General features: G+C 71.6%; 23 protein-coding genes. 12 read left to right on the forward strand and 11 right to left on the reverse strand.

Annotated features, from left to right (window positions below; all coding sequences use genetic code 11):
* Positions 1–76 precede the first annotated feature (76 nt).
* Together ACIPK3_RS32110 and ACIPK3_RS32115 are read right to left on the reverse strand one after the other, a co-directional pair.
* Positions 77–1,162: a hydrogenase expression protein HypE gene (locus ACIPK3_RS32110; protein WP_402575418.1), complete on the reverse strand. Its 1,086-nt coding sequence runs from the start codon at positions 1,160–1,162 to the stop codon at positions 77–79.
* A 477-nt stretch (positions 1,163–1,639) separates the two neighbouring features.
* Positions 1,640–3,166, reverse strand: a complete 1,527-nt coding sequence (locus ACIPK3_RS32115) for a helix-turn-helix domain-containing protein (protein WP_402575461.1) — start codon at positions 3,164–3,166, stop codon at positions 1,640–1,642.
* A 177-nt stretch (positions 3,167–3,343) separates the two neighbouring features.
* On the opposite strand from ACIPK3_RS32115, the gene ACIPK3_RS32120 reads away from it, so the two are divergent.
* Together ACIPK3_RS32120 and ACIPK3_RS32125 are read left to right on the forward strand one after the other, a co-directional pair.
* Entirely contained in the window at positions 3,344–3,964 is a 621-nt protein-coding gene (locus ACIPK3_RS32120; protein WP_402575420.1) for an L-threonylcarbamoyladenylate synthase, read from the forward strand.
* 19 nt (positions 3,965–3,983) lie between these two features.
* A complete protein-coding gene (locus ACIPK3_RS32125; protein WP_402575422.1) occupies positions 3,984–4,739 on the forward strand; it encodes a dienelactone hydrolase family protein in 756 nt (251 codons plus the stop codon).
* A gap of 79 nt (positions 4,740–4,818) precedes the next feature.
* Here ACIPK3_RS32125 and ACIPK3_RS32130 read toward each other — a convergent pair whose 3' ends face one another.
* A complete protein-coding gene (locus ACIPK3_RS32130) occupies positions 4,819–7,215 on the reverse strand; it encodes a M4 family metallopeptidase (protein ID WP_402575424.1) in 2,397 nt (798 codons plus the stop codon).
* Between the two features lie 296 nt (positions 7,216–7,511).
* On the opposite strand from ACIPK3_RS32130, the gene ACIPK3_RS32135 reads away from it, so the two are divergent.
* Positions 7,512–9,014: a metallophosphoesterase family protein gene (locus ACIPK3_RS32135; RefSeq protein ID WP_402575426.1), complete on the forward strand. Its 1,503-nt coding sequence runs from the start codon at positions 7,512–7,514 to the stop codon at positions 9,012–9,014.
* Here the strand turns inward: ACIPK3_RS32135 and ACIPK3_RS32140 are convergent, their stop codons facing one another.
* The 3 genes from ACIPK3_RS32140 to ACIPK3_RS32150 all read right to left on the reverse strand — a co-directional run bounded on the left by ACIPK3_RS32140 (position 9,015) and on the right by ACIPK3_RS32150 (position 12,920).
* A complete protein-coding gene (locus tag ACIPK3_RS32140) occupies positions 9,015–9,986 on the reverse strand; it encodes a TauD/TfdA dioxygenase family protein (RefSeq protein WP_402575428.1) in 972 nt (323 codons plus the stop codon).
* A gap of 119 nt (positions 9,987–10,105) precedes the next feature.
* Entirely contained in the window at positions 10,106–12,451 is a 2,346-nt protein-coding gene (locus ACIPK3_RS32145; protein ID WP_402575430.1) for a SpoIIE family protein phosphatase, read from the reverse strand.
* Positions 12,452–12,536: 85 nt separating this feature from the next.
* Entirely contained in the window at positions 12,537–12,920 is a 384-nt protein-coding gene (locus tag ACIPK3_RS32150) for a hypothetical protein (RefSeq protein WP_402575431.1), read from the reverse strand.
* A gap of 259 nt (positions 12,921–13,179) precedes the next feature.
* On the opposite strand from ACIPK3_RS32150, the gene ACIPK3_RS32155 reads away from it, so the two are divergent.
* From ACIPK3_RS32155 to hemC, 5 genes are all read left to right on the forward strand, one after another.
* The gene (locus tag ACIPK3_RS32155) at positions 13,180–13,572 is read left to right on the forward strand and encodes an SH3 domain-containing protein (RefSeq protein ID WP_402575433.1); all 393 of its coding nucleotides are present in this window, start codon (positions 13,180–13,182) and stop codon (positions 13,570–13,572) included.
* Positions 13,573–13,754: 182 nt separating this feature from the next.
* Entirely contained in the window at positions 13,755–14,534 is a 780-nt protein-coding gene (locus tag ACIPK3_RS32160) for a DUF2690 domain-containing protein (RefSeq protein ID WP_402575435.1), read from the forward strand.
* 93 nt (positions 14,535–14,627) lie between these two features.
* Positions 14,628–15,581: an ATP-dependent DNA ligase gene (locus ACIPK3_RS32165; protein ID WP_402575463.1), complete on the forward strand. Its 954-nt coding sequence runs from the start codon at positions 14,628–14,630 to the stop codon at positions 15,579–15,581.
* A 139-nt stretch (positions 15,582–15,720) separates the two neighbouring features.
* A complete protein-coding gene (locus tag ACIPK3_RS32170; protein WP_402575437.1) occupies positions 15,721–16,497 on the forward strand; it encodes an NPP1 family protein in 777 nt (258 codons plus the stop codon).
* A 99-nt stretch (positions 16,498–16,596) separates the two neighbouring features.
* Complete coding sequence (hemC, locus tag ACIPK3_RS32175) at positions 16,597–17,532, forward strand: hydroxymethylbilane synthase (RefSeq protein WP_402575439.1); 936 nt, start codon at positions 16,597–16,599, stop codon at positions 17,530–17,532.
* 15 nt (positions 17,533–17,547) lie between these two features.
* On the opposite strand, the gene ACIPK3_RS32180 is transcribed toward hemC, so the two are convergent.
* Entirely contained in the window at positions 17,548–18,099 is a 552-nt protein-coding gene (locus ACIPK3_RS32180) for a hypothetical protein (protein WP_402575441.1), read from the reverse strand.
* A gap of 443 nt (positions 18,100–18,542) precedes the next feature.
* Here ACIPK3_RS32180 and ACIPK3_RS32185 point away from each other — a divergent pair, with 443 nt between their 5' ends.
* Positions 18,543–19,340, forward strand: coding sequence for an RNA polymerase sigma factor SigF (locus ACIPK3_RS32185; protein ID WP_402575443.1), 798 nt, complete (start codon positions 18,543–18,545; stop codon positions 19,338–19,340).
* A gap of 4 nt (positions 19,341–19,344) precedes the next feature.
* Here ACIPK3_RS32185 and ACIPK3_RS32190 read toward each other — a convergent pair whose 3' ends face one another.
* Positions 19,345–19,674 (reverse strand): ANTAR domain-containing protein, encoded by a 330-nt coding sequence (locus ACIPK3_RS32190; protein WP_402575445.1) that lies wholly within the window; start codon positions 19,672–19,674, stop codon positions 19,345–19,347.
* A 126-nt stretch (positions 19,675–19,800) separates the two neighbouring features.
* Here ACIPK3_RS32190 and ACIPK3_RS32195 point away from each other — a divergent pair, with 126 nt between their 5' ends.
* Positions 19,801–20,613: a VOC family protein gene (locus ACIPK3_RS32195; protein WP_402575447.1), complete on the forward strand. Its 813-nt coding sequence runs from the start codon at positions 19,801–19,803 to the stop codon at positions 20,611–20,613.
* A gap of 2 nt (positions 20,614–20,615) precedes the next feature.
* On the opposite strand, the gene ACIPK3_RS32200 is transcribed toward ACIPK3_RS32195, so the two are convergent.
* From ACIPK3_RS32200 to ACIPK3_RS32210, 3 genes are read right to left on the reverse strand one after another with little or no spacing between them, the layout of a single operon-like run.
* The gene (locus ACIPK3_RS32200; protein ID WP_402575449.1) at positions 20,616–21,164 is read right to left on the reverse strand and encodes a GNAT family N-acetyltransferase; all 549 of its coding nucleotides are present in this window, start codon (positions 21,162–21,164) and stop codon (positions 20,616–20,618) included.
* A 47-nt stretch (positions 21,165–21,211) separates the two neighbouring features.
* On the reverse strand, positions 21,212–23,356 hold the full coding sequence (glgX, locus tag ACIPK3_RS32205; protein ID WP_402575451.1) for a glycogen debranching protein GlgX: 2,145 nt from the start codon (positions 23,354–23,356) through the stop codon (positions 21,212–21,214).
* A complete protein-coding gene (locus tag ACIPK3_RS32210; protein ID WP_402575453.1) occupies positions 23,353–23,925 on the reverse strand; it encodes a pep a2 in 573 nt (190 codons plus the stop codon). Before ACIPK3_RS32210 ends, glgX begins: the two co-directional genes overlap by 4 nt.
* A gap of 251 nt (positions 23,926–24,176) precedes the next feature.
* Here ACIPK3_RS32210 and ACIPK3_RS32215 point away from each other — a divergent pair, with 251 nt between their 5' ends.
* Together ACIPK3_RS32215 and ACIPK3_RS32220 are read left to right on the forward strand one after the other, a co-directional pair.
* The gene (locus tag ACIPK3_RS32215) at positions 24,177–24,476 is read left to right on the forward strand and encodes a DUF5133 domain-containing protein (protein ID WP_402575455.1); all 300 of its coding nucleotides are present in this window, start codon (positions 24,177–24,179) and stop codon (positions 24,474–24,476) included.
* A 92-nt stretch (positions 24,477–24,568) separates the two neighbouring features.
* The coding region (locus ACIPK3_RS32220) for a maltotransferase domain-containing protein (protein WP_402575457.1) at positions 24,569–25,178 on the forward strand (610 nt) is incomplete at its 3' end.

A 25,178-nucleotide genomic window follows, 5' to 3' on the forward strand; every position in this document is an offset into this window, starting at 1 on the left:
TGTGGTGCCCTTCGTCTGGCGGGGTCGGCGGGGGTCGGCGGAGGCTGAAGCGGGAGGGTTCGGGCTTGCCGCGCGTTCACCAGGGGCGCCGGTACCCGGTGGTGAGCTTGCGTCCCTTGTGGCGCCACTTGGGCTCCTTGTCGACGGTGTGCAGGGTGACCGCGCGCAGCTTGCGGATCACCGCGCCGTAGGCACCGCTGGCCGTGGTGGAGAGCGTCGCGCCGGGCGGCTGGTCCATGAACGGCATGAACTTGTCCGGGAAGCCGGGCATGGTGCAGGCGATGCAGATGCCGCCGACGTTCGGGCAGCCGCCGATGCCGTTCATCCAGCCCCGTTTGGGCACGTTGCACTTGACGACGGGACCCCAGCAGCCGAGCTTGACCAGGCACTTGGGCGAGTCGTAGGTGGCGGCGAAGTCACCCTGCTCGTAGTAGCCGGCCCGGTCGCAGCCCTCGTGCACGGTGGCGCCGAACAGCCAGGTGGGGCGGAGCTTGTCGTCCAGCGGGATCATCGGCGCGGAGCCGGCCGCCTGGTAGAGCAGGTAGGTGAGGGTCTCGGCGAAGTTGTCGGGCTGGATCGGGCAGCCGGGGACGCAGACGATGGGGATGCCGGCCTTGGACTTCCAGTCCCAGCCCAGGTAGTCGGGCACGCCCATGGCGCCGGTCGGGTTGCCCTCCATGGCGTGGATGCCGCCGTACGTGGCGCAGGTGCCGATGGCAACCACGGCGAGCGCCTCGGGGGCGAGCCGGTCGATCCACTCGCTGGTGGTGATCGGCTGGCCGGTCTCCGGGTCGTCGCCGAAGCCGCACCAGTAGCCCTCGGGCTTGATCGCTTCGTTCGGCACGGATCCCTCGACGACCAGCACGAAGGGGTCGAGCTCGCCGCGTTCGCCCTTGAAGAACCAGTCGATGAACGTGTCGGCGCCGCCGACCGGCCCGCATTCGAAGTCGATCAGGGGCCAGTGGACCTCGACCTTCGGCAGCCCGGGCAGCACGCCGAGCGCGATCTGCTCGATGCTCGGCTGCATCGCGGCCGTGAGCGCGACCGAGTCGCCGTCGCAGCTCAGTCCGGCGTTGATCCAGAGGATGTGGATCGTGGGCGTCTCGTCGGCGGGCGCGGCGGTGTGCGTCGCGCCCGCCGTGTCGGGCGTCGCCGGTGTCATGGGACCGCCTCCTCGGGGAGGTAGGGGACGAAGGCATGCGTAGCGGCGGATGTCTTCCTTTTCATTTCTTGCTACCAGCGGTTCGGCCCCGATGGGACTCTGGTGCGTCCGTTCCAGTGACACGCGCCCCGGTCGGCGGGCCGGATACGGATACGGATACGGCGATGAGCGGGCCGACTGCGATGCTGCGGCACGGGTGGCCGGTGGCCGCTCCGACAGGCGCCGGGGGTCACCCGAAAGCGGGGCGCAGGCGGCCCACCCGGCCGTGCCGACCGAGCGGTACGGAGCGTAACCGGGCCATTCGGACTCATCTGTGCACGGGTGAGTCCCGTGTGCCGCGGAGCGGGCACCGGCGCGGTACACAAGGCGCTCGCCCGCGCGTAGGTTCACTTTTCACGGGGGCCCCACCGTCACGGGGGTGCGGTCGGGCCCCCACCCCGTACCGGGTCCGCCGCGGTATTCGGTCCGTCGAGGTGCTCAGTGCGTCGAGAAAGGCCGCGCGGGGACCAGTTCGCCGACGGCCAGCAGCGCGAGGACCACCTCGTAGAGGTCGGTGCCCGCGGCGAGGAGCTGGCGTTCGAGGATCGGCTCGGCGCCGCGGACGTGTTCGCGCACGGTCTGGGCGTGCACACCCAGGTCCTGGGCCGCCCGTTCGGCGTTCCCACCGGCCGCGATCCAGGCGCGGAGGGTGCCGCGCAGGTCGCGGGTGTCCCGGGTCAGCCGCCCGAGCAGGGCGTGCGCCCAGTCGCGCAGCGCGGCGGAGGCGAGCAGGTCGGCGAGCCGGACGGCGCCGCTCCGGGGGCCGGAGCCGTCGGTGACCGGTTCCGCCCAGCCCGCCTGGGTGTTCAGGGCGAGGTGGGCGGCCGCCCGGACGGTGAGGTCGGCGAAATCGGCACCCAGCAGTCCTTCGACGCGGTCCATGCGGGCGCGGACGGTGTTGCGGCTGACGCCGAGCACCTTGGCCGCGCTCACGGCGGTGAACTCCAGGCCGAGCCGGGTGGTGGCGAGCAGTTCGGCGCGGGTGTGGTGGGGCAGCGTGTCCAGGGGCCGCAGCACGTCGGCGGCCCAGGCGTACCGGCTCGCCGGGTCCATCAGCAGCTCGGGATGGGTGCGTTCGGCGTAGACGGCCGCCTGCTCCGGTCGGAAGCGGGCGACGGCGAGCGCGCTGATGGCCTGGCCGTAGGCGGTGGCGGTCTGGGCGAGGTTCTGCTGGACGCTGCCGCCGAGGAAGGTTCCGGGGCGTTCACCGACGAGCGCGCGCAGCCGCTCCTCCGCCGCGGGGGCGGGACTGACGACGATGACGTGCCCGTCCATCGCGGGGCAGCGCACGACGAGTGCCTGACCCCGGGTGACGTCCAGGCACTTCTCGGCGAGGCGGTCCCGTTCGTCGGCGGATCCCTCGACGACGTAGACGCGGGCGGTCTCGGTGTCGAGCAGGCCGGGCCACAGGCCCGCGGCGACCCGGCGGGCCGAGACGGTGTCCTCGACCATCAGCAGTTGCAGGATCGCCAGCCGCAGATCGGCGGCGGCACGCCGCAGCCGTAGCCCGGCGGAGGCCAGCTCGCGGTCCCCGAGCAGCAGTTCCACGACCGCGGCGGTACGAGTCACGATCTCGGCGGCACGCCGGTCGAAGGGGGCCGGCCGGGCGGCGGCCAGCAGGAATGTCGGCGCCGGATGCGGCCCGGGGTGCCGCACGGGGACCAGGCGGACGTGGTGGTCGGTGTCCTGGAGCGCGGCGGAGGAGATCCGGCCGGCGACGACATCCGCGGCCACCGCGTCGTCGAGTGCCATCGGTTCCCCGGCGAGGAGCGTGCCGTCGGCGTCGCGCAGGCAGGCGGTTCCGCGCAGCGTGCGGGCGAGCCAGGCGACGACCCGCCGCGGATCGCGTCCTGCGGGACGGAGGTGGTCGAGGAGTTCCTCGGCCCACGAGGAGTCCGTGTCATGCGACCCGTACGGCCCGTACGGCGTCCGCGACCGCACGCCGTCGTCCGCCCTGCCCTCCACGGCTGCTCCCACCTCGTCCTCCGCGGTCCGTCGCGGCCCCTCGCGGTCCGTCGCGTCGGCCTCGGCATACGGGCACCGACGTTACCCGACGGGCTGTCCGTGCCCCGTGGGGCCGGTTCGTGCCCCGTGGGGCCGCCCGGCGCGCCCGGCCCCGGCCGAACGGCATAAGCTCGGTGAATGGCGAAGTACTTCGACGTGCATCCCGAGAACCCGCAACCGCGCAGCATCGGTCAGATCGCCGACGCCGTGCGCTCGGGGGCTCTCATCGCATATCCGACCGACTCCTGCTACGCGCTCGGGTGCCAGCTCGGCAGCCGGGACGGCATCGACCGGATCCGGTCGATCCGACAGCTCGACAACCGGCACCACTTCACCCTGGTGTGCCGGGATTTCGCGCAGCTCGGCCAGTTCGTGCAGGTGGACAACGACGTGTTCCGGGCCGTGAAGGCGTCGACCCCAGGTGGTTACACGTTCATCCTTCCGGCGACGCGGGAGGTGCCGCGCAAGCTGCTGCACCCGAAGAAGAAGACCGTGGGCGTGCGCATCCCCGACCATGTGGTCACCCAGTCGCTCCTGGCCGAACTGGGCGAACCGCTGCTGTCCAGTACGTTGCTCCTGCCCGACGAGGCCGAACCGATGACCCAGGGCTGGGAGATCAAGGACCGCCTCGACCACGTGGTGGACGCGGTGGTCGACTCCGGCGACTGCGGCACCGAGCCGACCACGGTCATCGACTTCTCCGGTGGCGAGGCGGAGATCGTACGGCGTGGAGCGGGCGACACCTCACGCTTCGAATGACAACGGGAGACACTCACATATGACCGCCGTACAGGCAACCGCCGTGGACATCCCGACCGAGGACGGCGTCGCCGACGCCTATCTCGCCCACCCCGAGGGTGCGGGGCCGCGTCCGGCCGTGCTGTTCTACCAGGACGCGTACGGGTTGCGCCCGCACCTGAGGGCGATGGCGGACCGGCTCGCCGCGGCCGGTTACACCGTGCTGGTGCCGAACGTGTTCTACCGGCAGGGCCGGGCGCCGCTCTTCGACCTGCCCGAGTTCATCGACCCGGCTGCCGACCCCACGATCTGGGAGCGGATCGCCCCGGTGATGCAGTCGCTGACGCCCCGACTGTCCGAGCGGGACGCCGGAGCCTATCTGCGTTTCCTGGCCGACAGCCCGTTGACCGTCGACGGTCCGGTGGCGGTGACCGGCTACTGCATGGGCGCCCGGCTGGCCCTGCTGACCGCGGGTGCCTTCCCGGACCGGGTCGCGGCGGCGGCCGGTTTCCACGGCGGACGGCTGGCGACCGACGGCCCGGACAGTCCGCACCGGGTCGCGGGCAGCGTCACCGCCGAGCTGTACTTCGGCCACGCGGACCAGGACCCGTCCCTGCCCGAGGAGCAGATCAGGCTGCTGGAGGACACGCTCACGGCCGCGGGGGTGCGGCACCGCTGCGAGGTCTACCCGGGAGCCGGGCACGGATACACCCAGGCCGACACGCCCGCGTACGACCGTGAAGCCGACGACCGGCACTGGTCCGCGCTGCTCGGCCTGCTGGAGCGCACCTTCTGAAACGCGTCAGGCACACCGACGTCCCGCACGCGGACGGCTTCCGCGTGCGGGACGTGTCAGGTGCGATCGGTCGGGCGGGTCAGCTGGTCGTCAGGGCGGTGTCGTCCACGACGAAGCTGGTCTGCAGCGAGGAGTCCTCCGTGCCGCTGAACTTCAGCGTGGCCGTCGTCCCCGCGAGGGACGACAGGTCGAAGGTCTTCAGGCTGTAGCCGGACGCCTTGTTGAGGTTCGAGTAGGTCGCCAGGGTCTTGGAGCCCGCGGTCACCGTCAGCTTGTCGTACTGGGTGCTGCTGGTGGTCTCGGCGGTGTCGATGTGCAGGTAGAAGGTCAGGCTCGCCTTGCAGCCCGCCGGGATGGTCACCGACTGGGTGAGCGTGTCGGTGTGGGTCGAGCCGTAGCCGTCCAGCCAGGCCTTGTACGAGCCGCCGTGGGCCGCCTGGCTGCTGGAGTTGGTGATGACTCCGCTGGTGGCGGTCCAGGTGGTGTTGCCCGACTCGAAGCCCGGGTTGCCGAGCAGCTGCTTGGCGGTGCAGCCGCCGCCTCCGCCGGTGTTCACGGTCCAGCTGAACGAGGCCGTGCCGGTCGCGCCGGTCGAGTCGGTCACCGTGACGGTGGTGTTGGAGGTACCCGCGGCGGTGGGCGTTCCGGAGATCAGGCCGGACGAGCTGTTGATCGACAGGCCGGCCGGCAGTCCGCTCGCGGAGTACGACAGTGCGCCGCTGTTGGTGCTGCTCGCCGAGATCTGCAGGCTCACCGCGGTGCCGACGGTGGAGGTCTGGCTGCCCGGGTTGGTGACCGTCACGCCGTTGGCCGGCGGGTTGACGTGGCTGCCGACGTTGATGCCGGCGAAGGCGTTGGCCACTCCGGCGTACTGGGTGGAGTTGGCGCCGTAGAGCGCGGTGGCCGCGTTCAGGGACGCGGTGCGCGCGGCGGCGTAGTTGGTGCTGGACGTCATGTACGACGTGAGCGCCTTGTACCAGATCTGCAGGGCGGCGGCCCGGCCGATGCCGGTGACGGCGACGCCGTCCGAGGTCGGGCTGTTGTAGGTCACGCCATTGATGACCTTGGTGCCGCTGCCCTCGGAGAGCAGGTAGAACATGTGGTTGGCGGGACCCGAGGAGTAGTGGACGTCCAGGTTGCCCACGCCGTTGTACCAGCTGTCGGCGGAGCCGCCGTCCTTGCTCGGCTTGTCCATGTAGCGCAGCGGGGTGCCGTCGCCGTTGATGTCGATCTTCTCGCCGATGAGGTAGTCACCGACGTCGGAGGTGTTGTTGGCGTAGAACTCGACGCCGGTGCCGAAGATGTCGGAGGTCGCCTCGTTGAGGCCGCCGGACTCGCCGCTGTACTCGAGGCCAGCGGTGTTGGAGGTGACACCGTGGCTCATCTCGTGGCCGGCCACGTCCAGCGAGGTCAGCGGGTCGGCGTTGCCCGAGCCGTCACCGTAGGTCATGCAGAAGCAGTCGTCGTCCCAGAACGCGTTGACGTACGAGTTGCCGTAGTGCGTCCGGGAGTACGCGGCGGCACCGTCGTTCTTGATGCCGGAGCGGCCGAACGTGTTCTTGTAGAAGTCCCAGGTCTCCTGGGCCCCGTAGGCGGCGTCGGCGCCCGCCGTGGCGGCGTTGGACGTCGTGCCGTTGCCCCAGGTGTCGTTCGTCTGGGAGAACAGGGTGCCGGTGCCGGACGAACCGTGGTTGAGGTTGTACGTCTTGTGGCCGCCGCGCGAGGCGTCGTTCAGCGTGTACGTCGACCCGGACTGCGTCGTGGTCAGCGTGACCGTGCCGCTGTACTGGGTGTTGCCGACGCCGGTGTCGATGCCCTGGTAGCGGTAGAGCTCCTTGCCGGTGCCGGCGTCCGTGATGACGTGCAGCTTGCTCGGCGTGCCGTCGTCCTGGAAGCCCCCGATCACCGTCTCCCAGGCGAGCTTGGGGGTACCGTTGCCGGCCCAGATCACCTTGCGGGCGCTCTCGGCGGAGGGGTTCTGCGCGGCCAGAGACCTGGCCGTCCTGAGCGCCTGGGCCGAGGCGGTGCTCTTGCTGACGGTCGCGGTGGTGGAAGCCACCTTGATCGTCTGCCTGTTGTTGAAGGTGGTGCTCACCGTGCCGGACGCCAGGGAGGCGGGCGGGGTGTGCACGACCAGGTCGCCGCCGAGGACGGGCAGGCCGTCGTAGGTGCGCTCGTAGCGGGTGTGCAGGGTGCCGTCGTTGTCCTTGACGACGTCCCTGACGACCAGCTTCTCCTTGGCGCCGAGGCCGAGGGTCCTGGCGGTCGCCGTGGTCTGCTGCTGGGCGCTCGTGATGAGCGCGGCGCGCTGCGCGGGGCTGAGCTTGGCCTCTTGGCCACCGGCCCGCAGCGGGCTGGGGTGGGCTGTGACGGGCGTGGCCGTTGCCGGAACTGACTGCATGCCGACGGCGAGGAAGGCGGCGGCGGAGACCAGGGCGGCTCCGACGGCGGAACGTCTGTGGGGAAGGCGTCTCACTCGAACTCCTCCTGCTGCGGCCGCCGGGTCGCGGCCGGTGACAGACCGGGCAGACGGGGTGTGCTGCCCGGGACGAGCTGAGCTGTGCGGGATCGTGGATCCGTGCACGGATCGGGGAGATTCGTGGTGGGGGGTGCGCAGGGAGGATGTCAGCGCTGACCCGTCCATGTCACTACGGTCGGGTAACAATCGAGGGTTTTCCCTATGGACGGCAGGGGCTCGAGTGACATCCCCAACAGCCGCCTTCCGGAGGCCCGTTGACAGCCACCACGACGGGCGTTGCTACGGTGCACGCCGTGTCTGACTCCTCTCGCGACACCCCCGAGGGCGCCGGCTGGGGCGCCGCCGAACCGGGTGTCTACAAACAGCTGATGCCGGAACATGTCCAGAAACTGTCCTGGTTCGACCCCAGAATGCTGTGGGCCGCCCGCAACGGGGTGCTCGCTTCCTGGTTCGGCGATCCCACGGGCCGTACCCGCGACCGCTGGGCGGCGCAGCGCGCGGCCGCCGGCGCACCCACCGACCGGCTGATCGAACGGGACGTAGCGGACCGGTTCTCCTTCATGGTGGTGGGCGACACCGGGGAGGGCGGCGACGCCCAGTACGCGGTCGTGCCCGGCTTTCTGAAGGTGAGTCGGGACACGGACTTCACGGTGCTCGCGAGCGACGTGATCTATCCGGTGGGCGCCGCCGACGACTACGCCGACAAGTTCTTCCGCCCGTTCCGGGACTACCAGGCACCGATATACGCGATACCCGGCAACCACGACTGGTACGAGGACCTCGGCGCGTTCATGCGCGTCTTCTGCGACGACGCGCCGCCGCTCGCCCCCGAACCGGCGCCCCGCCCGCTCGGCCGCGCCTGGTGGCGGTCCCTGCTGTGGCACAGGCCGCGCCGGACGGACGGGCAACGCCTCGCCGACGCACGGGCGTTGCGCCCGGCACCGGCGCAACAGGCCGTCCAGCCGGGCCCGTACTGGGCGATCGACGCGGGACCGATACGCGTCATAGGCATCGACACCGGTCTGCTCGGCACGCTCGACGCCGAACAGGGCGCGTGGCTGCGCGAGGTGTCGCGTGGCCCCCGCGCCAAGATCCTCGTCACCGGCTCGCCGCTGTACGTGGACGGCGAGTACCACCCCTGCCCCATCGAGGGCGGCGGCACCGTGGACGAGGTCGTACGCGACCCGGACCGCAACTTCGTCGCGGCCATCGGCGGCGACATCCACAACTACCAGCGCTACCCGGTGAACGTGGACGGCCGCACCATCCAGTACGTGGTCTCGGGCGGCGGCGGATCGTTCATGCACGCCACGCACACCATCCCCCGCGTGTCGGTCGCCGGCGTGGGCGAGGACGACTTCCGCTGCTATCCGCTGCGCGGTGACTCGCTGGCCTTCTACAGCGGGCTGTACGGCCGCCGTCTGGGGCTGCGCCGCTTCTTCACGCTCACCGCGTCCGATGCCACGGCCGTCATCGCCGAGCGGCTGGGCACCCGGCCCGGCCGCACCCCCGGCCCGGAAGCCCGCATCACCCGCCGCACCAGACTGGTCGCCACGCTGCTCGGCGCGGGCGGCCGGCCCGAGCGCCCGTCCCGGTTCCGGCTGCCCGTGCGGAAGATCTACACGCAGCTCTTCTCGCCGGGTTCGGCGACATACAGCCCGCCGTTCTTCAAGTGCTTCCTGCGGCTGGATGTCGGCCCGCGGGAGATCCGGCTGCGCTGCTTCGCGGCGACGGGCAACCGGGCGCAGGAACTCGATCCGCCGGTCGAGGACGAGGTGGTCATTCCGCTGGTCTGATCACCAGCGGCCGGGTTCGGTGCCCACGAGGGCCCGCGACGGTCGGCCGTCCACGCCGACGGGTACTTCTCCGGTGAGCATCACCCGGTGCATGATCCGGGGGAATTCCAGGTGCGCGTTGTCGCTGGGGGCCAGGTGGATGGTGGCCCGGTTGTCCCAGAAGGCGACGCTGCCGGGCTCCCAGCGGAACCGGACCGTGTACTCGGGCCTCACCGCCTGTTCCAGGAGCATCTCCAGCAGGGCGGCGCTCTCCGGCCGGGACACGTCGGCGATCTGCTCGACGTAGTAGCCGTTGACGAACAGCACCCGCTCCCCCGTCTCCGGGTGCACCCGCACCAGCGGGTGCACGGAGGCGACCTGACGGTCCAGCAGATGCCGCAGGTAACCGTCGTCGCCGGGCCGGGACTGGTAGCCGACGCCGAGCCGGTGTTCGGCCCGCAGCCCGTCCACGAAGGCCCGCACGGGCGCCGACAGTCCGGCGTAGGCGGCGGCCAGGTTGGACCAGGTGGTGTCGCCGCCGTACGGCGGGACGGTCTCGGCGCGCAGAATGGTCGCGGCCGGCGGGTCGACGCGGGCGCCGTGGTCGCAGTGCCAGCCGCGCAGCAGCGTGTGCCGGCGCCTGCGCAGCCACTCGTCGTGGTCCATGCCGAACCGTCCGCCCAGCTCCAGCCGGTCGGCCGTGGTCTCCACCTCGGGGAAGCCGGGCGGTGAGGCGCTGCCGCGCCGCCCGAGGACCACCGGTTCGCCGAAGCGGCGTGCGAAGGCCACGTGTTCGGCGTGGTCGAGTTTCTGGTCGCGGAAGAAGACCACCTTCCAGCGCAGCACCGCCGCGCGGATCGCGGCCACCACGGCGTCGTCGGGTTCCCGGGCCAGGTCGACACCCGTGATCTCGGCTCCGATGTGGCCCGCGACCGGTTTCACCTCGATTCCCGCCGCCTCGGCCACGTCCGCCCTGTCCCGGCCTGTCGTCATGCGCGCTCCGCTCCCCTGCCGTCGGTCTGTCGTGAGGGGGCCGCTCCCGGTCGCCGCGAGTGCCCTCCACGGACCAGTTTCGCCGACCGGTTCCGCCGAGTGCGGGCCGAGATCGCCGTTCAGGGTTCGGGCAGCGGCTGCTCCGCCCAGATCGTCTTGCCGCTGCCCGTCTGCCGACTGCCCCAGCGCTGGGTGAGCTGGGCGACCAGCAGCAGTCCGCGGCCGCCCTCGTCGAAGGCGTGGGCGCGGCGCAGATGCGGCGACGTGGCACTGCCGTCGGAGACCTCGCAGATGAGCGCCCGGTCGCGGATCAGCCGCAGCTGGATGGGCGGTACGCCGTAGCGGATGGCGTTGGTGACGAGTTCGCTGACGACGAGTTCGGTGACGAAGGCGATCTCCTCCAGCCCCCAGGCGGCCAGTTGCTCGGTGGCCGCCTGCCGGGTCACGGCCACACAGGCGGGATCCGGCGGGATGCCCCAGGTGGCCACCCGGTCCCCGCCGAGGGCCCGGGTGCGGGCCAGCAGCAGGGCCACGTCGTCGCCGGGCTGCTCCGGCAGTACGGCCTTCAACACGTTGTCCCGGAGCGCCTCCAGCGAGTCGGCGGGCCCGGACAGCGCGTGCAGCATCTCCTCGGTGGCCCGGTCCACGTCCCGGTCCCGGTCCTCCACGAGACCGTCGGTGTAGAACGCGACGATGGCGCCCTCGGGCAGTTCCAGTTCGGTCGCCTCGAAGGGCAGTCCGCCCACACCGAGCGGCGGTCCGGCCGTCATGCCGATGAGTTCGGCGGTGCCGCCGGGCAGGACGAGGGCGGGCGCGGGGTGTCCGGCCGCGGCCAGGCTGAGGCGGCGTGTGATGGGGTTGTAGACGGCGTACAGGCAGGTGGCGCCCAGTTCGGCGACGTCGTCGCCGACACCGCCGGCCGCGAGGTGGGTGACCAGGTCGTCCAGGTGGGTGAGGAGTTCGTCCGGGGGGAGGTCCACGTCGGCGAGGGTGCGTACGGCGGTGCGCAGCCGTCCCATGGTGGCCGACGACTGGATTCCGTGGCCCACCACGTCACCGACGACCAGTCCGACCCGGCTGCCGGACAGCGGGATAACGTCGAACCAGTCGCCGCCGATGCCCGCCAGCGATCCGCTCGGCAGATAGCGGTGGGCCACGTCGACCGCCGCCTGGCCCTGACCGGGCAGGCCCCTCGGCAGCAGGCTGTGCTGGAGCGCCAGCGCCGTACTGCGTTCGCGGGCGAAGCGGCGCGCGTTGTCGATGCAGACGGCGGCGCGGCCGGCCAGTTCCTCGGCGAACACGATGTCGTCGGTGACGTAGTCGTCAGGGTGTGCCATGCGGATGCACACGGCCGCGCCGAGCGTGGTGCCGCGGGCGCGCAGCGGCACCGCGATCATGGAGTGGACGCCCTGGTGGCGGGAGCAGCCCTCGGGCGTGCGTGCGCCGCGGGCGGCGATCCACTCGTCGAACTCGGCCTCTCCGGCCCGGCTGAGCACGGCCCGGCCCTCCCGCAGCGCACGGGCCGGTGGCGAGTTCGTCTCGTAGACGTCGACCTCGCCCAAGTGCACCGCGACTCCCGGGGTGCCCTCGACGGCGGAGCCGTGGGCCACGCGCCGCAGTGTCACGTCGCCGTCCGGGACCATCGGCAGCTCGTCCTCCCCGAGGACCCAGTCGAGCAGGTCCACGCTGGCGAAGTCGGCGTAGTCCGGCACCAGCACCTCGACGAGTTCCTCCGCGGTGCGCACCACGTCGAGGGTGGTACCGACGGCGGTCGTCGCCTCGTTGATCAGGGCCAGTCGCGTTCTGGCCCAGTACTGCTCGGTGCTGTCGAACGCGGCGAGGGCCACCGCGACCGGTTTCCCCGCCGGGTCCCGGACCGGCCACATGTCGATGGTCCAGGCGTGTGCCCGGTCCTCGTCGACCGCGCCGGCGAAGGCCTCGTAGCGGACCGGCAGCCCGGTTTCGGCCACCTTGCGCAGCTGTCCCAGGAAGGCGTGGGTGCGCTCGCCGTTGGCCGCGGTGTCCATGAAGTACCGTCCGGCCAGTTCCGCCTCCGGTACGCCCAGTGCCCGGCTGCCCGCCTCGTTGACGCGCACGTAGTGCTGGCGGGTGTCGAAGACCGACATCACCACGGAAGCCTGCTGGAAGACCTCGCCCACCAGGGCGGGCGCGAGCTCTTCGGGCGGGTCCGTGGTGATCACATAGCCGTTGGGGTGGCCGCCCGGGCCGAGGATCGGCTGCGCGGTCAGCGTGACGTCGATCCGGTGGCCGTCCCGGTGACGCAGGGCGACGGGTCCGGCGCGTGCCGCGACGGTCGCGGTGGCCACCCGCGCGGCGAGCAGGCCGGTGACCGGCCGTCCCACGACGTCCTCGGCGCGGAGGCCCGTGAGCAGCCGCGCGCCCTCGGTCCACCCCGTCACAACGCCGAGGGCGTCGATGATCGCCGCGGCCGCGACATGGTCCATACGCCCCAGGATGATCCCTCTGCCCGGGTGCATCAAGCGCGGGGGCCACGGACCCGCCGCTCACCCCCGAACGGCCGCCATACGCTCAGTGACGACCGGCTCGGCCGGCCGCGGCGACACCGCGGGCCCACAGCACGAGGGGCAGTTGGAGCGGCAGACGCGCCAGGGCCGCCGCCTTCAGCGGTGCGGGGCGGTGCCGCCAGTCCACGGCCATCTGCACGTTCGCGGGGAACACACCGACGAAGAAGGCGGCCGTGGCCCGCGCCGCCGGCACCCGGGTCCGCGGGAGCGCGACACCCGCGGCGAGCGCGAGCTCCACGGCTCCGCTCGCGTACGTCCAGGCCCGGGGCCGGCCCGGTAGCGCCTTGGGGACGATCGCATCAAAGGTCCGGGGAGCCGTGAAGTGGGCGACTCCGGCGGCGGCCAGCAGGCCGGCCAGCAGCAGGGGTGAGCGTTCGGACCGGGGCACGGTTTCTCCTCTGTTGTTTCACCTCTGTCGACCTGGCGCCGGATATTACTCGACAGTAGCCGCGAAGGGGCGGGCGCACGGTCACCTTCGCCGTACCGGCACAACCGTGAAGGAGTGCGGGTGCCCGACCCGGCTTCGTCCCCGGGGACGTCCCGGGCGTTCCGCGGGACGCCGGGACGGCATCGCGGCGGGTCGTCACGGACACGCTGGAGTCGTGATCACGGCTGGTGGTCACGAGAACGACAGCACGGAGGTTTCGATGATCCGACGGACCGTGAAGAGCGGCCTGCTGGCGACGGTCGCGGTGCTCGCGCTCCTGCCCTCGGCGGCCGGCGCCGCCGAGGCGGCCCCCACCGCGCGGCACTCGGCGACCGCCTCGGCACAGCTCGCCCCTTCCTCCCGGCTCCCCCGGCACAGCGCCCCGGCTCTCGGGCGGGTGACCACGCACCGGGCCAGGCTGAACGTCCGCTCCGGTCCGGGCACCCGCTACCGCGTGGTCGGCCACCGGCGCACCGGACGGCTCGTGACGGTCGTCTGCCGGACGACCGGCTCCCGGGTGGGCGGCACCCGGACCTGGTACCGGCTCTCCCGCGACCGGGGCTACGTCTCCGCGCACTACCTCCGGGTCGGCTCGGCCCTGCCGTGGTGCTGACGGCTTCCCGTCGCCGTACGCCCTGACCCGCAAGGCCTGTTCGGGAGCGACCCGTTGCCGAACAGGCCTTCGGCGTGGTCCCGCCGCACACCTCACGGCGGATTGCGGCCTCCACTTCCCGGGAAACCATCCCGGCAACAGGGATGAAACGCCCATAGTGGCGCTGGAGTCGAGGAACGTAGATGCGGCAGCCCGCCGGACCGACCACACAGGACGAGCCCTTGGAGGCGAGACTGCGCGAACTGAAGGACCGTACGGGGCTCAGCCTGGCGGCACTGGCCGCCCGCACCCCCTACAGCAAGTCCGCCTGGCACCGCTATCTGACCGAGGGCAAGCGACCACCGCGCTCGGCCGTGGAGGCGCTGGCCAGGCTCGCGGGCGCCGACCCGGCGCCGGTGCTGGCGCTGTGGGAGGCGACCGAGGAGCCTCCTCCTGCCGAACCCCCGGCCGAACCCTCCGCCGTGAACCGCCGGGCCGCCGCACGGCGGCGCCGGCCGGGACGGCTCACGGTGCTCAGCGTGCTGACCGCGGCGCTCGCCACCGCCGTCGCCCTCGCCGTGACGGCCCGGCACGGTTCGCCCGGGACCCCGCTCGTCATGGCGGCCGCGGGCTGCCACGGCGGGTCCTGCCAGGGCCGGCTGCCCGACACCTCGGTCTGCGCGCGTGACGCGCGGACCACGAGCAGGGTCAGCGACGAGGCCTACGACGTACGGCTGCGCTGGTCGCCCGGCTGCCGCACCGTCTGGTCCGAGGTGCGGATGCGCTCCCAGCAGGCCCGGGAGGTCTCCGTGCGCGCGGGACAGGACGTGCTCTCGGCCTCGTATCCGGCCGCCGACCCCACCGGCTACAGCAGCCCGATGCTGGCCGCGTCGTCACCCCGGGGGACGGAGGCCTGCGCGGAAGTGGCCGGGCGGCTGGCCTGCACGGGCCTGAACGTCGAGGAGGACGCCACCGAGCCGTGAGCGGGCCGTTCAGGGGAACCGGAGCGGAAAGGGGCGTGACGGCCGCGGGCGCGGTCGAGACCTTCAGCCGTGACCCTGCCGCTGATCCCGCCGATGCTCGCCACCCCCGGAAAGCTGCCGCCCGCCGCGCAGGACGCCCGGTGGGCCTACGAGACCAAGCAGGACGGCCAGCGGGCGGTGGTCTACCTGCCCGGTGACGGCAGCGTACGGTTGCGCGCCCGCTCCGGCGAGGACATCACCGGCGCCTATCCGGAGCTGGAGCCGCTGGGCGGAGCCCTCGGCGGCACTCCGGCGGTCCTCGACGGCGAGGTCCTCGCCCTGGACGAACAGGGGCGGGCCGACTTCCAGTTGCTGCAGGGCCGGATGGGGCTGGCGCACGCCCCGGCCCGCGCCGCCCGCCGGGCGGCGCGGGTGCCCGTGCACCTGGTGCTGTTCGACGTGATGTTCCTGGAGCGGCCCCAGCTCACCGTCCCCTATGTGCGGCGGCGTACCCGACTCGAGGAGCTGGGCCTGACCGGGGCGCACTGGTCGACCCCGGCCGCCGTCGTCGGCCATGGGGCCGAGGCGCTGCGGGCGACCCGCGAGCACGGTCTGGAAGGGCTCGTGTGCAAGCGGCTCGACTCGGTGTACCAGCCCGGGGTGCGCTCCCGAGCCTGGGTCAAGATCCGTAATCTGCGCAGCGAGGACGTGATCGTCGGCGGCTGGCTGCCCGGCAAGGGCCGCCTCACCGGGCAGCCCGGTGCCGTGCTGGTCGGACAGCGGGCCGGCGGACGGCTGCGATACGTCGGCGGTGTGGGCACCGGCTGGAGCGAGGCCGAACGCGCGGAACTGGCCGCGCTGCTGCGGGCCGACGCGACCGACGTGTGCCCCTTCGACCCGGTGCCGCCGGTGACCGGCGCCCACTGGGTACGGCCCCGGCTGGTCGGCGAGGTCTCCTACAGCACCCGTACCCGGTCCGGGCTGCTGCGCCAGCCGTCCTGGCTGCGGCTGCGCGCGGACCTCACGCCGGAGGAGTCGGCAGCCGACTTTCCGGGCGAACCCTACTGACTCGTCGTCAAAGGTCGGCGGACGGAGCCGCCTGCAATTCCGGCACGCGTGTGACCCCTTGGCACGGATGTGAAATCCGTGGAAGCTGAACTCCCTTCAACTCCCCAGCCATTGGGCTGCGCCCGAAGAGGAGGACGCAGTGGCGTCACCGAAGTACCGGACACACCGCAGAAGATGGCTCACGGGTCTCGCCGGAGCCGCGGCACTCGTACTCGCCTTCCCCACCGCCGCGTTCGCCGCCCCGCCGCCGCCACTGCCCGTGAACGCCGAGCCCGGAGAGCTCACGTACCAGCCCGCCTTCGACTACGACACGGACGGCTGCTACTCCACCGCGGCCATCGGCCCCGACGGCTCGATCAACGGCGGACTGAAGCCGACCGGCGCCCTGAACGGTTCGTGCCGCGACGCCTCCGACCTGAACGACACGAACACGTACTCGCGCTACAAGTGCAACAACGGCTGGTGCGCGTACATGTACGACCTGTACTTCGAGAAGGACCAGGCGCTGCCCGGCATCAGTCTCGGCGGCCACCGCAACGACTGGGAACACGTCGTGGTGTGGGTGCAGAACGGCCAGATACGCTACGTGTCGACGTCGAACCACGGGTCGTTCACCGTGCACCCGGTGTCCGACGTCCGCTTCGAGGGCACCCACGCGAAGATCGTGTACCACAAGGACGGCATCAGGACGCACTGCTTCCGGCTGGCCAACTCCAACGACGAGCCGCCGGAGAACCACAGGCACACCTGGCAGTACCCGCCGCTGGTCGGCTGGAACGGCTACCCGGCGGGCCTGCGCGACAAGCTGGTCGCCTACGACTTCGGCAGCGCGCACTTCGGCCTGAAGGACGACGGCTTCACCTCGAACCTCGCCGAGGCCGAGCCGTCGGGCATCGCGTTCGACCCCAACGCCTGAATCGGCACATGAGCACATGACCGTACCGGCGTTCGGGGCGTGCCGGAGCAATACGGGCGATGTGCGTGAGTCCTGTGCCCGAAGGTCTATCGTGTCCCCATGCCCGCCCCGGAACTGATTCGCATCGTCTCCCGTGACTCGCCGATGGCACTCGCCCAAGTGGAGCGTGTCCGGGCCGAGTTGGCCGCCATGCATCCTGGTGTGCGCACCACTGTGGTGCCGGTGAGGACCACCGGTGACAAGTGGCTGGGCGACCTGTCACAGGTCGAGGGGAAGGGGGCGTTCACCAAGGAGGTGGACGCCGCCCTGCTGGCCGGGGAGGCCGACCTCGCGGTGCACTGCGTGAAGGACGTGCCGGCCGACCGTCCGCTGCCCGCGGGCACGGTGTTCGCCGCCTTCCTGAAGCGGGACGACATCCGTGACGCCCTCGTCCACCCCGGCCACCGCACGCTCGACGAACTCCCGGCAGGTACCCGGATCGGCACCTCCTCCGTGCGCCGCGTCGCCCAGCTGGCGGCCACCCACCCGCATCTGGAGTGCGTGCCGTTCCGGGGCAACGCCAACCGCAGGCTGGAGAAGCTCGCGGCCGGCGAGGCGGACGCGCTGTTGCTGGCGCTGGCCGGGCTGGAGCGGATCGACCGCCGTGACGTGATCAGCGAGGTGCTGTCCCCGGAGACGATGATGCCGCCGATCGGCGCGGGCATCCTCGCACTCCAGTGCCGTGCGGGCGACAGCGAGCTGATCGACGCCGTCAGCTCCCTCGGGGATCCGGACACCCACCGGGAGGCGACGGCGGAGCGCATGTTCCTGCATGTGCTGCAGGGGCACTGCAACAGCCCGATCGCCGGCTATGCGCGAGTGGACCGCAGTGGCGAACTGTCCCTGAGAGCCTGTGTGTTCACGCCGGACGGCAAGACCCGGCTGAACGCGCACGAGTGGGCGGGCCCGCTGGACCCGGCCACGCTCGGCACCTCGGTCGCGGTGTCCCTGCTGCGGCAGGGCGCGCGCGAGATCATCGACGGCATCCCGCACTGACCCGGGCCGGGCCCGTCAGGCGGTGCCCGGTTCCGTCCGGTCCTCCATGTCCGTCAGGTCCCTCAGGTCCTTGAGGTAGGCGCTGACCTGGTGGGCCAGGCTGCCGGGCGCGGCGGTCGCGGCGACGGCCGCTACGGGCTCCTCGCGCAGTCCGATGCCGCCCGTCCACAGCCTTCGGTCGGTCCACTCCTCGTCGACCCGCAGATGGACCTGTACATCGATCTGGGTGAGGGCGGCCTCGGGCCCGGCCGCGTACACCACGGCGGTGGCCCTGCGCAGCGGGTAGACGTCGAAGCCTTCGATGAACTGGGAGTTGCGCCAGTCGATGACGGCGCCCTCGCCGTCGGGGCCGACCCGGACGTCGATCTGGCCGTCCTCCAGCTGTACGCCGAAGTGGCTCCCGCCGCGGTTCTCCACGGTCACCCGGACACTGAAGTACGTCAGCCCGACGGCCGCGTCGTCGCGTCCGCGCGGCGGCTCGGCCGTTTCCAGGCGGTGGACGCGGACGCGCAGACCGGCATGCTCCTCGTACTCGTGCCAGTCCCCGACCACGTTCGGCTCGTACACAGTGCCCCTCTCGACCCTTCGGGAGCTGCTGTCTATCTGTGTGCTCAGCGCACTGTCAAATGAGCGGAATGCGCTGCGGCCAGGTGATTCGCCCGCTTTGATCAGCGATCAAGCGCTGCCCAGGAAGAATCGTGTCACCCGCTTCCGGGGAACGGTCCGGGGCGTGCCGCACATCACGTCGGAACCCTGCCGACCGACCGGAACACACCGACCGGAACTCTCCGTATCCGCTCCGCACCACGATCCGGACGCAATGTCATGGTTTCGGATGCATTGTTTTGATTTGCTCCATCCGGGGAATGAAAAGGACGTGCTTCGGACAGGAGGCACGTCCGTGGGAGCCGGTTCAGCCGGGCGCCGCGGGGTGTCTCCTGAAGGTCCCGGAGCGCGCCTCCCATGGTGTCTGTCCATCCAGCACCTGCCGAGGGAGGTGCGCACCCGCCATGGGTACCACCACCAGAACGAAGCCTCATCCGCACGACGACGCCCCCGACACGGTCGAGGCGTTCGAGCGGCTCGCCGAACTGCCCGAGGGCCCGGAGCGGCGCGCGCTGCGCGACGAGCTGGTCCGGCTCTGGCTGCCGATGGCCGAGCGGATCGCCGTGCGCTTCCGGGGCCGCGGAGAGGCCCTGGAGGACCTGTACCAGGTAGCCGCCCTCGGCCTCGTCAAGGCCGTCGACCACTACGACCCCGCGCGCGGCCGAGCCTTCGAGGCGTACGCCGTGCCGACCGTCACCGGCGAGATCAAGCGGCACTTCCGGGACCACATGTGGACCCTGCATGTGCCGCGGCGCGTCCAGGACCTGCGCAACCGGGTCCGCAGCGCCGCCAAGGAACTGGCACAGGAGCTGCCCGGCCGGCCGCCGACGGTCGCCGAGATCGCGGAGCGCGCTCGGCTGACCGAGGACGAGGTGCGTACCGGCCAGGAGGCTCTGGAGTGCTTCTCGGCGCTGTCGCTGGACGCGGAGCTGCCGGGCACCGACGGCTACGCCCTCAGCGACGCGCTGGGCGGACCCGATCCCGGCTACGACCTCGTCGTGGACCGCGTCGCCGTCGGCCCCTGCCTCCAGGCGCTGCCCGAGCGCGAGCGGCTCATCCTCTATCTGCGGTTCTTCCGCGGCATGACGCAGAGCCGGATCGCCGAGCAGCTCGGCATCTCCCAGATGCATGTCTCCCGGCTGCTGAGCGGGTGCTTCGACCGGCTGCGCGAGGACCTGCTCGCCGAGACCGGGGTGCGCTGATGTCTCACTCGGGCGGCCCGGGTACCTGTGAGGGTCCGAACCGGTCGAGGGCGTCCTCCAGTTCGGCGCGGATCTGAGCGGGCATCCCCCCGGTGCGCCCCCAGACCAGAATGAGTTCCGCGACGTTGCGCAGCTTGATGTTCGTGTGCTGGGAGACCTCCTTGAGCACCTCCCACCCCTCGTCCGGCGTCACCCTGCCCAGCGCGACCACCATTCCGATCGCCTGGTCCACCACCGCATGGGAGGCGACCGCCTCCTTGAGTTGATCGACCTCCTGCTGCAACCCGAAGATCAGGTCGGCGTCGCTGCCGCCGCTGCGGCCGGTGTCCACCATGCATCCATCGTGTCACTCGCTCGGCCGTCCGCCATCGGGGTACTCGGCAGGCGCCCGGACCGAATCCGGTTGGACACTGGGGAAAGACCGGTGGCCATCGGTCTCCGACACCAGGACGCGACTGCCATGAACCATGACACGACCCTCCCCGACGGCGCGAAGCGGAAGCCGGAGATCCTCTCCACCCACTCCGTCTTCGGCGCCCCCTGCTGGGTGAGCCTGACCAGCCGTGATCTCAAGGCCACGGAGGACTTCTACGGGGCCGTACTGGGCTGGCGGTGGAAGAGCGTCAAGCTCGGTGACCACTTCCGGATCGCCCTGGCGGGTGGTGTGCCGGTCGCCGGGATCGCCGCGGTCGCCTCGATGTGGCAGATGGCGGTGACCTGGACGCCCTACTTCGCCGTCCCGGACGCCGATGTGGCCGTGGCACGGGCGCGGGAGCGGGGCGGCACGGCGGCGGTCGGGCCGCTCTCCTTCCCGCCCGGACGGGCGGCCCTCCTCGCCGACCGGGACGGGGCGATCTTCGGGATCTGGGAGGGTCAGCTCATCGCCAACTGGGAGGCCTGGCGGCGGGCGGCTCCGACGTTCATCCGGCTGCACACCCGCAACGCCTTCGACGCCGCCCTCTTCTACGGCGAGATCCTCGACTGGGCCTCGGAACGCTCCGGCTGCTGCCAGGTCGAATACGAGGGCGGCGAGGTGGTGCTGCGCAGCCGGGGCGACGCGGTGGCGCGGATCGACTCGGGCGCGGTCGAGGCGGCTCCCGACCCGTCGGTGCGGCCGCACTGGCAGATCCACTTCGCGGTGGCCGGTGTGGCGGACTGCGCGCGGGCGGCGGAGAAGCACGGCGGGAGTGTCCTGCGGGAGGACGAGGAGGAAGCCGTGCTGCGCGATCCCGACGGCGCGCAGTTCACGGTCACCTCACGCCGCGAGCACTGACGTCACGCGGACTTCGCCCACTCCTCACGCAGCATGCCGAAGAGCACCCGGTCGTAGCGCCGACCGTCCACCAGCAGAGCCGACCGCCGGCGACCCTCCTCCCTGAAGCCCAGCCGGGTGAAGGCACGGACGGCGCGCTCGTTGCCGCTCCAGGTGTCCAGCTCCAGCCGGTGCAGCCCGAAAGTGCCGAACACATGGTCCGTCAGAAGGCGCACCGTCTCGCTGCCGTGGCCACGGCCCCAGTACTCACGCTCGCCGATGGTGATTCCCAGCGTGGCCACCGAGGCGTACGGGTCCAGGTCGCGGTAGTCGGCCACGCCTATCACCCGCCCGTCCGTCCGGTCCTCGACCGTGAACACGGCCCGCTCCCGCGGGTTCAGGCGCAGCATGCTGTCGAAGGTGATGGCGACCGTCTCCACGGTGGCCGGACCGAAACGCGGGTCGGCGGCGGCCGCCCAGCGCACCACCTCGGGGTCGTTGCGCCACCGGAGGTGGTGCTCGGCATCGTCGGCGCGCAGGGCGCGCAGTCGTACCAGTTCTCCATCGATCATGCCGGGGATCGTATGGGATCGTGCGTCGACGCCGCCATGAGATGTGATCACCCGGTGGCGGTCGACGGCCGGGACAGCAGTACGAGGCCGCGTGCCTCGACCCGCAGGCCGGTACCCGCCTTGAACTCGCGCTCGTCCGGGGTGCCCTCGGGGTCGGCGGTGTCGATCAGGGTGGTCCAGCGCTCGCCGTAGGCGCCGCCGGGCAGCCGGAACTCCACCGGCTCCCAGTAGCTGTTGAGCAGCAGCAGGAACGAGTCGTCGACCACGCGCCGCCCGTACGGGTCGCGTTCGGCGATGGCGTCCCCGTTGAGGAACACGCCGACGGAGTGCGCGTCGGCGCGCTGCCAGTCCCGGTCGGTCATCTCGCGCCCGTCGGGCAGCAGCCACACCAGGTCGGGCAGCGGCTGGTCCGTGTGGGTCACTGTCTGGCCGCGGAAGAAGCGGCGGCGGCGCAGTACCGGATGGGCGGCGCGCAGCGCGATGACACGCCGCGTGAAGTCCCCCAGCGCGCGCTGCTCCGTGGTCAGCGCCCAGTCGATCCAGGAGACCTCGTTGTCCTGGCAGTAGGCGTTGTTGTTGCCGCGCTGGGTGCGGCCCAGTTCGTCGCCGTGGCCGAGCATCGGGATGCCCTGCGACAGCAGCAGGGTGGCCATCAGGTTGCGCTGCTGGCGGGCGCGCAGCTCCAGGACGGCCGGGTCGTCGGTGTCGCCCTCGGCCCCGCAGTTCCAGGACCGGTTGACGCTCTCGCCGTCCCGGTTGCCCTCGCCGTTGGCCTCGTTGTGCTTGTCGTTGTACGAGACCAGGTCGCGCAGGGTGAAGCCGTCGTGCGCGGTCACGAAGTTGACGCTGGCACGGGGGCGCCGCCGGCTGTGCGCGTACAGGTCGGCGGAGCCGGTGAGCCGGGAGGCGAACTCGCCGAGCGAGCCCGGCTCGGCCCGCCAGAAGTCCCGTACCGCGTCCCGGTATCTGCCGTTCCACTCCGACCACAGCGGCGGGAAGTTGCCGACCTGGTAGCCGCCCTCGCCCACGTCCCACGGCTCGGCGATCAGCTTGACCCGGCTGATCACCGGATCCTGCTGGATCAGGTCGAAGAAGGCCGACAGCCGGTCCACCTCGTGGAACTGCCGGGCCAGCGTGGCCGCGAGGTCGAAGCGGAACCCGTCGACGTGCATCTCGGTGACCCAGTACCGCAGCGAGTCCATGATCAGCTGGAGCACGTAGGGGTGTCTCATCAGCAGGCTGTTGCCGGTGCCGGTGGTGTCGTAGTAGTGCGCCCAGTCGCCGTCCACGAGCCGGTAGTAGGAGGCGTTGTCGATGCCCCGGAAGGACAGCGTGGGGCCGTGCTCGTTGCCCTCGGCGGTGTGGTTGTAGACCACGTCGAGGATGACCTCCAGGCCCGCCTCGTGCAGCGCCTTCACCATCGCCTTGAACTCGTCGACCTGCTCGCCCCGGGTGCCGAACGCGGCGTAGGCGTTGTGCGGGGCGAAGAAGCCGATCGTGTTGTAGCCCCAGTAGTTGGTGAGGCGCCGGTCCTTCAGCACGCCGTCCTGCGCGAACTGGTGCACGGGCATCAACTCGACCGCGGTCACGCCGAGCGAGGTGAGATGTCCGATCACCGCCGGGTGCGCGAGACCGGCGTACGTGCCGCGCAGCGCGGGCGGGACGTCCGGGTGGGTGCGGGTGAGTCCCCGGACATGGGCCTCGTAGATCACGGTGTCCGCGTACGGCCGGCAGGGTGCTCGGTCCGCGCCCCAGTCGAAGTGCGGTTCCGTGACCACCCCGAGCATGGAGTGCCCGGCGCTGTCGGCCGGTGCGGGGCCGCCCGGGGCCCGCTCGTAGAGCGAGGGGTGGTTGTCGATCTGCCCGTCCACGGCCCGTGCGTACGGGTCGAGGAGGAGCTTCGCCGGATTGCAGCGGTGGCCGAGTGCCGGGTCCCAGGGGCCGTGCACCCGGAAGCCGTAGCGCTGCCCGGGGCCGATGCCGGGCACCCGGCCGTGCCAGACGAAACCGTCGACCTCGGTCAGCGGCACGCGTGTCTCGGCGCCGGCGTCGTCCACCAGGACCAGGTCGACCTGCTGGGCCACCTCGCTGAACAGAGCGAAGTTGGTGGCCTCGCCGTCGAAGGAGGCGCCCAACGGGTAGGGGTGCCCGCTCCACACGGACACCCCGTCGCGGTTCGGTCGTGCCGTCACCGGGCGTCCTCGAGGGCGGCCTCCGTGCCCACCGGATCCCTCACATCCACCGGATCCATCACGCCCACCGCTCCGGCCGGGTCCGCCGCTCCCGACGAGGCCGCGAGCGAGGCCACCGGCACCTCACGCGGTACCTGGCGGACATGGCGCAGGTCGGGCGCGGGGGCCGTCGGGACCAGCGGGACGCGCTCGCCGGCGCGGGCGCGCTGCGAGAACCAGATGATCTTGCTGCCGGTGTCCGGGGCGCAGCAGCCCCAGCCGTCGCTGGTCGCGGCGATCTGGGTCAGACAGCCGCGCAGGTCCTGGTCGGGGCGGAGGTCGCGGTCGGCACCGCCGATGGCGGTGATCAGATGCTGGCCGTTCCACCACATCTCGATGGAGGTGTGCTTGTCGGTCGCATGCTCGTCGATGGCTTGCAGCAGCATCTCGGCGCCGTGCGATACCGGGTCCACGAGGTTCTCGAGATCCCAGTAGCGGAGATGGGCGGCCAGGATGCGGCTGACCTGTTCGACCCGTTCGGGGCTGACTTCCACGTCGAGGTGGTAGTAGCGGGGTACTGCGGTCTTCATCGTCGCTTGCTCCTCACCCGCGAAGCTCCCGCCCGTTTCACGCCCCCCTTGGGCAACGGCCCCGATCACTGAGCGTCGAGCACTGATCGCTCCTGAGTCAGATCCACAGTGAGGTGGCTACGCCATTCGTGCAACACGAGAGCGCTCCAGGGGTGACCGCACAGTGATTGAAGACCCAACAAGACGCTGAGTCGTCACGCGTGCACCATGTGTGAAACAACCTCGATCGCCGCAGGAGAGTGAACAGGGCCATGCTGCTACCGGCGAAGGACGAAGTGGCCCGACAGTTGCGTCGGTACCGGGCGTGGGAACGGGTGACGCTCGCCTCGCCGGGCGACCGCTCCGGGCGGGCCGGGTTCGAGGACGCGGGCTACACCCTGTGCGTGCTGATGGGAAAGCGCTGCGCCCGGGAGGCCGCCGACGCCGCCGAACGCTATCTGCGCTCCGCCCTGGGCAGTTACCTCCAGGAGCAGGGCGGGCGGCCGCACGGCAGCGGCGCGGCACGCCGGGCTCCGCCGTGGGACCGGCGTTCCAGGACCGGAAGGCACTGAACCTTCCGGCGTTCTCAGGACCATGCAGCGTTCTCAGGACTTTCGAGCCGGGCCAAGGGCCCGGCTTCGCGCACACGGCGGAGGTGAGTTCCATGAGTTCGACCCCGGTGAGTTCGGACCCGGTGGGTTCGGCGGCCTTCGGCCGGATTCCGGTCCGGGACGTCCGGCCGGCCGTGGAGTGCGGCCGGCTTCCGGCGAAGGCGATCGCCGGGGAGACGTTCGAGGTGACGGCGACCGTGTTCCGCGAGGGCCACGCCGCCGTCGGCGCCAACGTCGTGCTGTGCGACCCGCAGGGCCGTCCCGGCCCGTGGACGCCGATGCGTGAACTGGCCCCGGGCACCGACCGCTGGGGCGCGTTCGTCACCCCGGACGCGACGGGCCGCTGGAGCTACTTCGTGGAGGCGTGGGGCGACCCGGTCGCCACCTGGCGCCGTACCGCCCACGTCAAGATCCCGGCCGGGATCGACACCGGACTGGTCCTGGAGGAGGGCGCCGGGCTGCACGAACGGGCGGCCCACGGTGTGCCCGAGGGGCCGGAGCGGGAGGCGGTGCTGGCCGCGGCACGGGCGCTGGGCGACGACTCGCTGTCCCTCGAGGCCCGTCTCGGGGCGGCGTTGGCGCCGGAGGTGGTGGGGGTGCTGGCCCAATGTCCGCTGCGGGAACTGGTGACCGCGTCCGAGCCGCTGCCCCTGCTGGTCGAAC

Origin of the sequence: Streptomyces sp. NPDC086787 (assembly GCF_044745865.1) — a bacterium.
Classification (GTDB): Bacteria; Actinomycetota; Actinomycetes; order Streptomycetales; family Streptomycetaceae; genus Streptomyces.

What these genes read in the sequence shown, in the direction of transcription:
- ACIPK3_RS32110 (WP_402575418.1), bottom strand. Translation starts at nt 1,162, where the DNA reads ATGACACCGGCGACGCCCGACACGGCGGGCGCGACGCACACCGCCGCG.
- ACIPK3_RS32125 (WP_402575422.1), top strand. Translation starts at nt 3,984, where the DNA reads ATGACCGCCGTACAGGCAACCGCCGTGGACATCCCGACCGAGGACGGC.
- ACIPK3_RS32160 (WP_402575435.1), top strand. Translation starts at nt 13,755, where the DNA reads ATGCGGCAGCCCGCCGGACCGACCACACAGGACGAGCCCTTGGAGGCG.
- ACIPK3_RS32165 (WP_402575463.1), top strand. Translation starts at nt 14,628, where the DNA reads ATGCTCGCCACCCCCGGAAAGCTGCCGCCCGCCGCGCAGGACGCCCGG.
- ACIPK3_RS32195 (WP_402575447.1), top strand. Translation starts at nt 19,801, where the DNA reads ATGAACCATGACACGACCCTCCCCGACGGCGCGAAGCGGAAGCCGGAG.
- ACIPK3_RS32200 (WP_402575449.1), bottom strand. Translation starts at nt 21,164, where the DNA reads ATGATCGATGGAGAACTGGTACGACTGCGCGCCCTGCGCGCCGACGAT.
- ACIPK3_RS32120 (WP_402575420.1), top strand. Translation starts at nt 3,344, where the DNA reads ATGGCGAAGTACTTCGACGTGCATCCCGAGAACCCGCAACCGCGCAGC.
- ACIPK3_RS32185 (WP_402575443.1), top strand. Translation starts at nt 18,543, where the DNA reads ATGGGTACCACCACCAGAACGAAGCCTCATCCGCACGACGACGCCCCC.
- hemC (WP_402575439.1), top strand. Translation starts at nt 16,597, where the DNA reads ATGCCCGCCCCGGAACTGATTCGCATCGTCTCCCGTGACTCGCCGATG.
- ACIPK3_RS32190 (WP_402575445.1), bottom strand. Translation starts at nt 19,674, where the DNA reads ATGGTGGACACCGGCCGCAGCGGCGGCAGCGACGCCGACCTGATCTTC.
- ACIPK3_RS32215 (WP_402575455.1), top strand. Translation starts at nt 24,177, where the DNA reads ATGCTGCTACCGGCGAAGGACGAAGTGGCCCGACAGTTGCGTCGGTAC.
- ACIPK3_RS32145 (WP_402575430.1), bottom strand. Translation starts at nt 12,451, where the DNA reads ATGGACCATGTCGCGGCCGCGGCGATCATCGACGCCCTCGGCGTTGTG.
- ACIPK3_RS32140 (WP_402575428.1), bottom strand. Translation starts at nt 9,986, where the DNA reads ATGACGACAGGCCGGGACAGGGCGGACGTGGCCGAGGCGGCGGGAATC.
- ACIPK3_RS32210 (WP_402575453.1), bottom strand. Translation starts at nt 23,925, where the DNA reads ATGAAGACCGCAGTACCCCGCTACTACCACCTCGACGTGGAAGTCAGC.
- ACIPK3_RS32155 (WP_402575433.1), top strand. Translation starts at nt 13,180, where the DNA reads ATGATCCGACGGACCGTGAAGAGCGGCCTGCTGGCGACGGTCGCGGTG.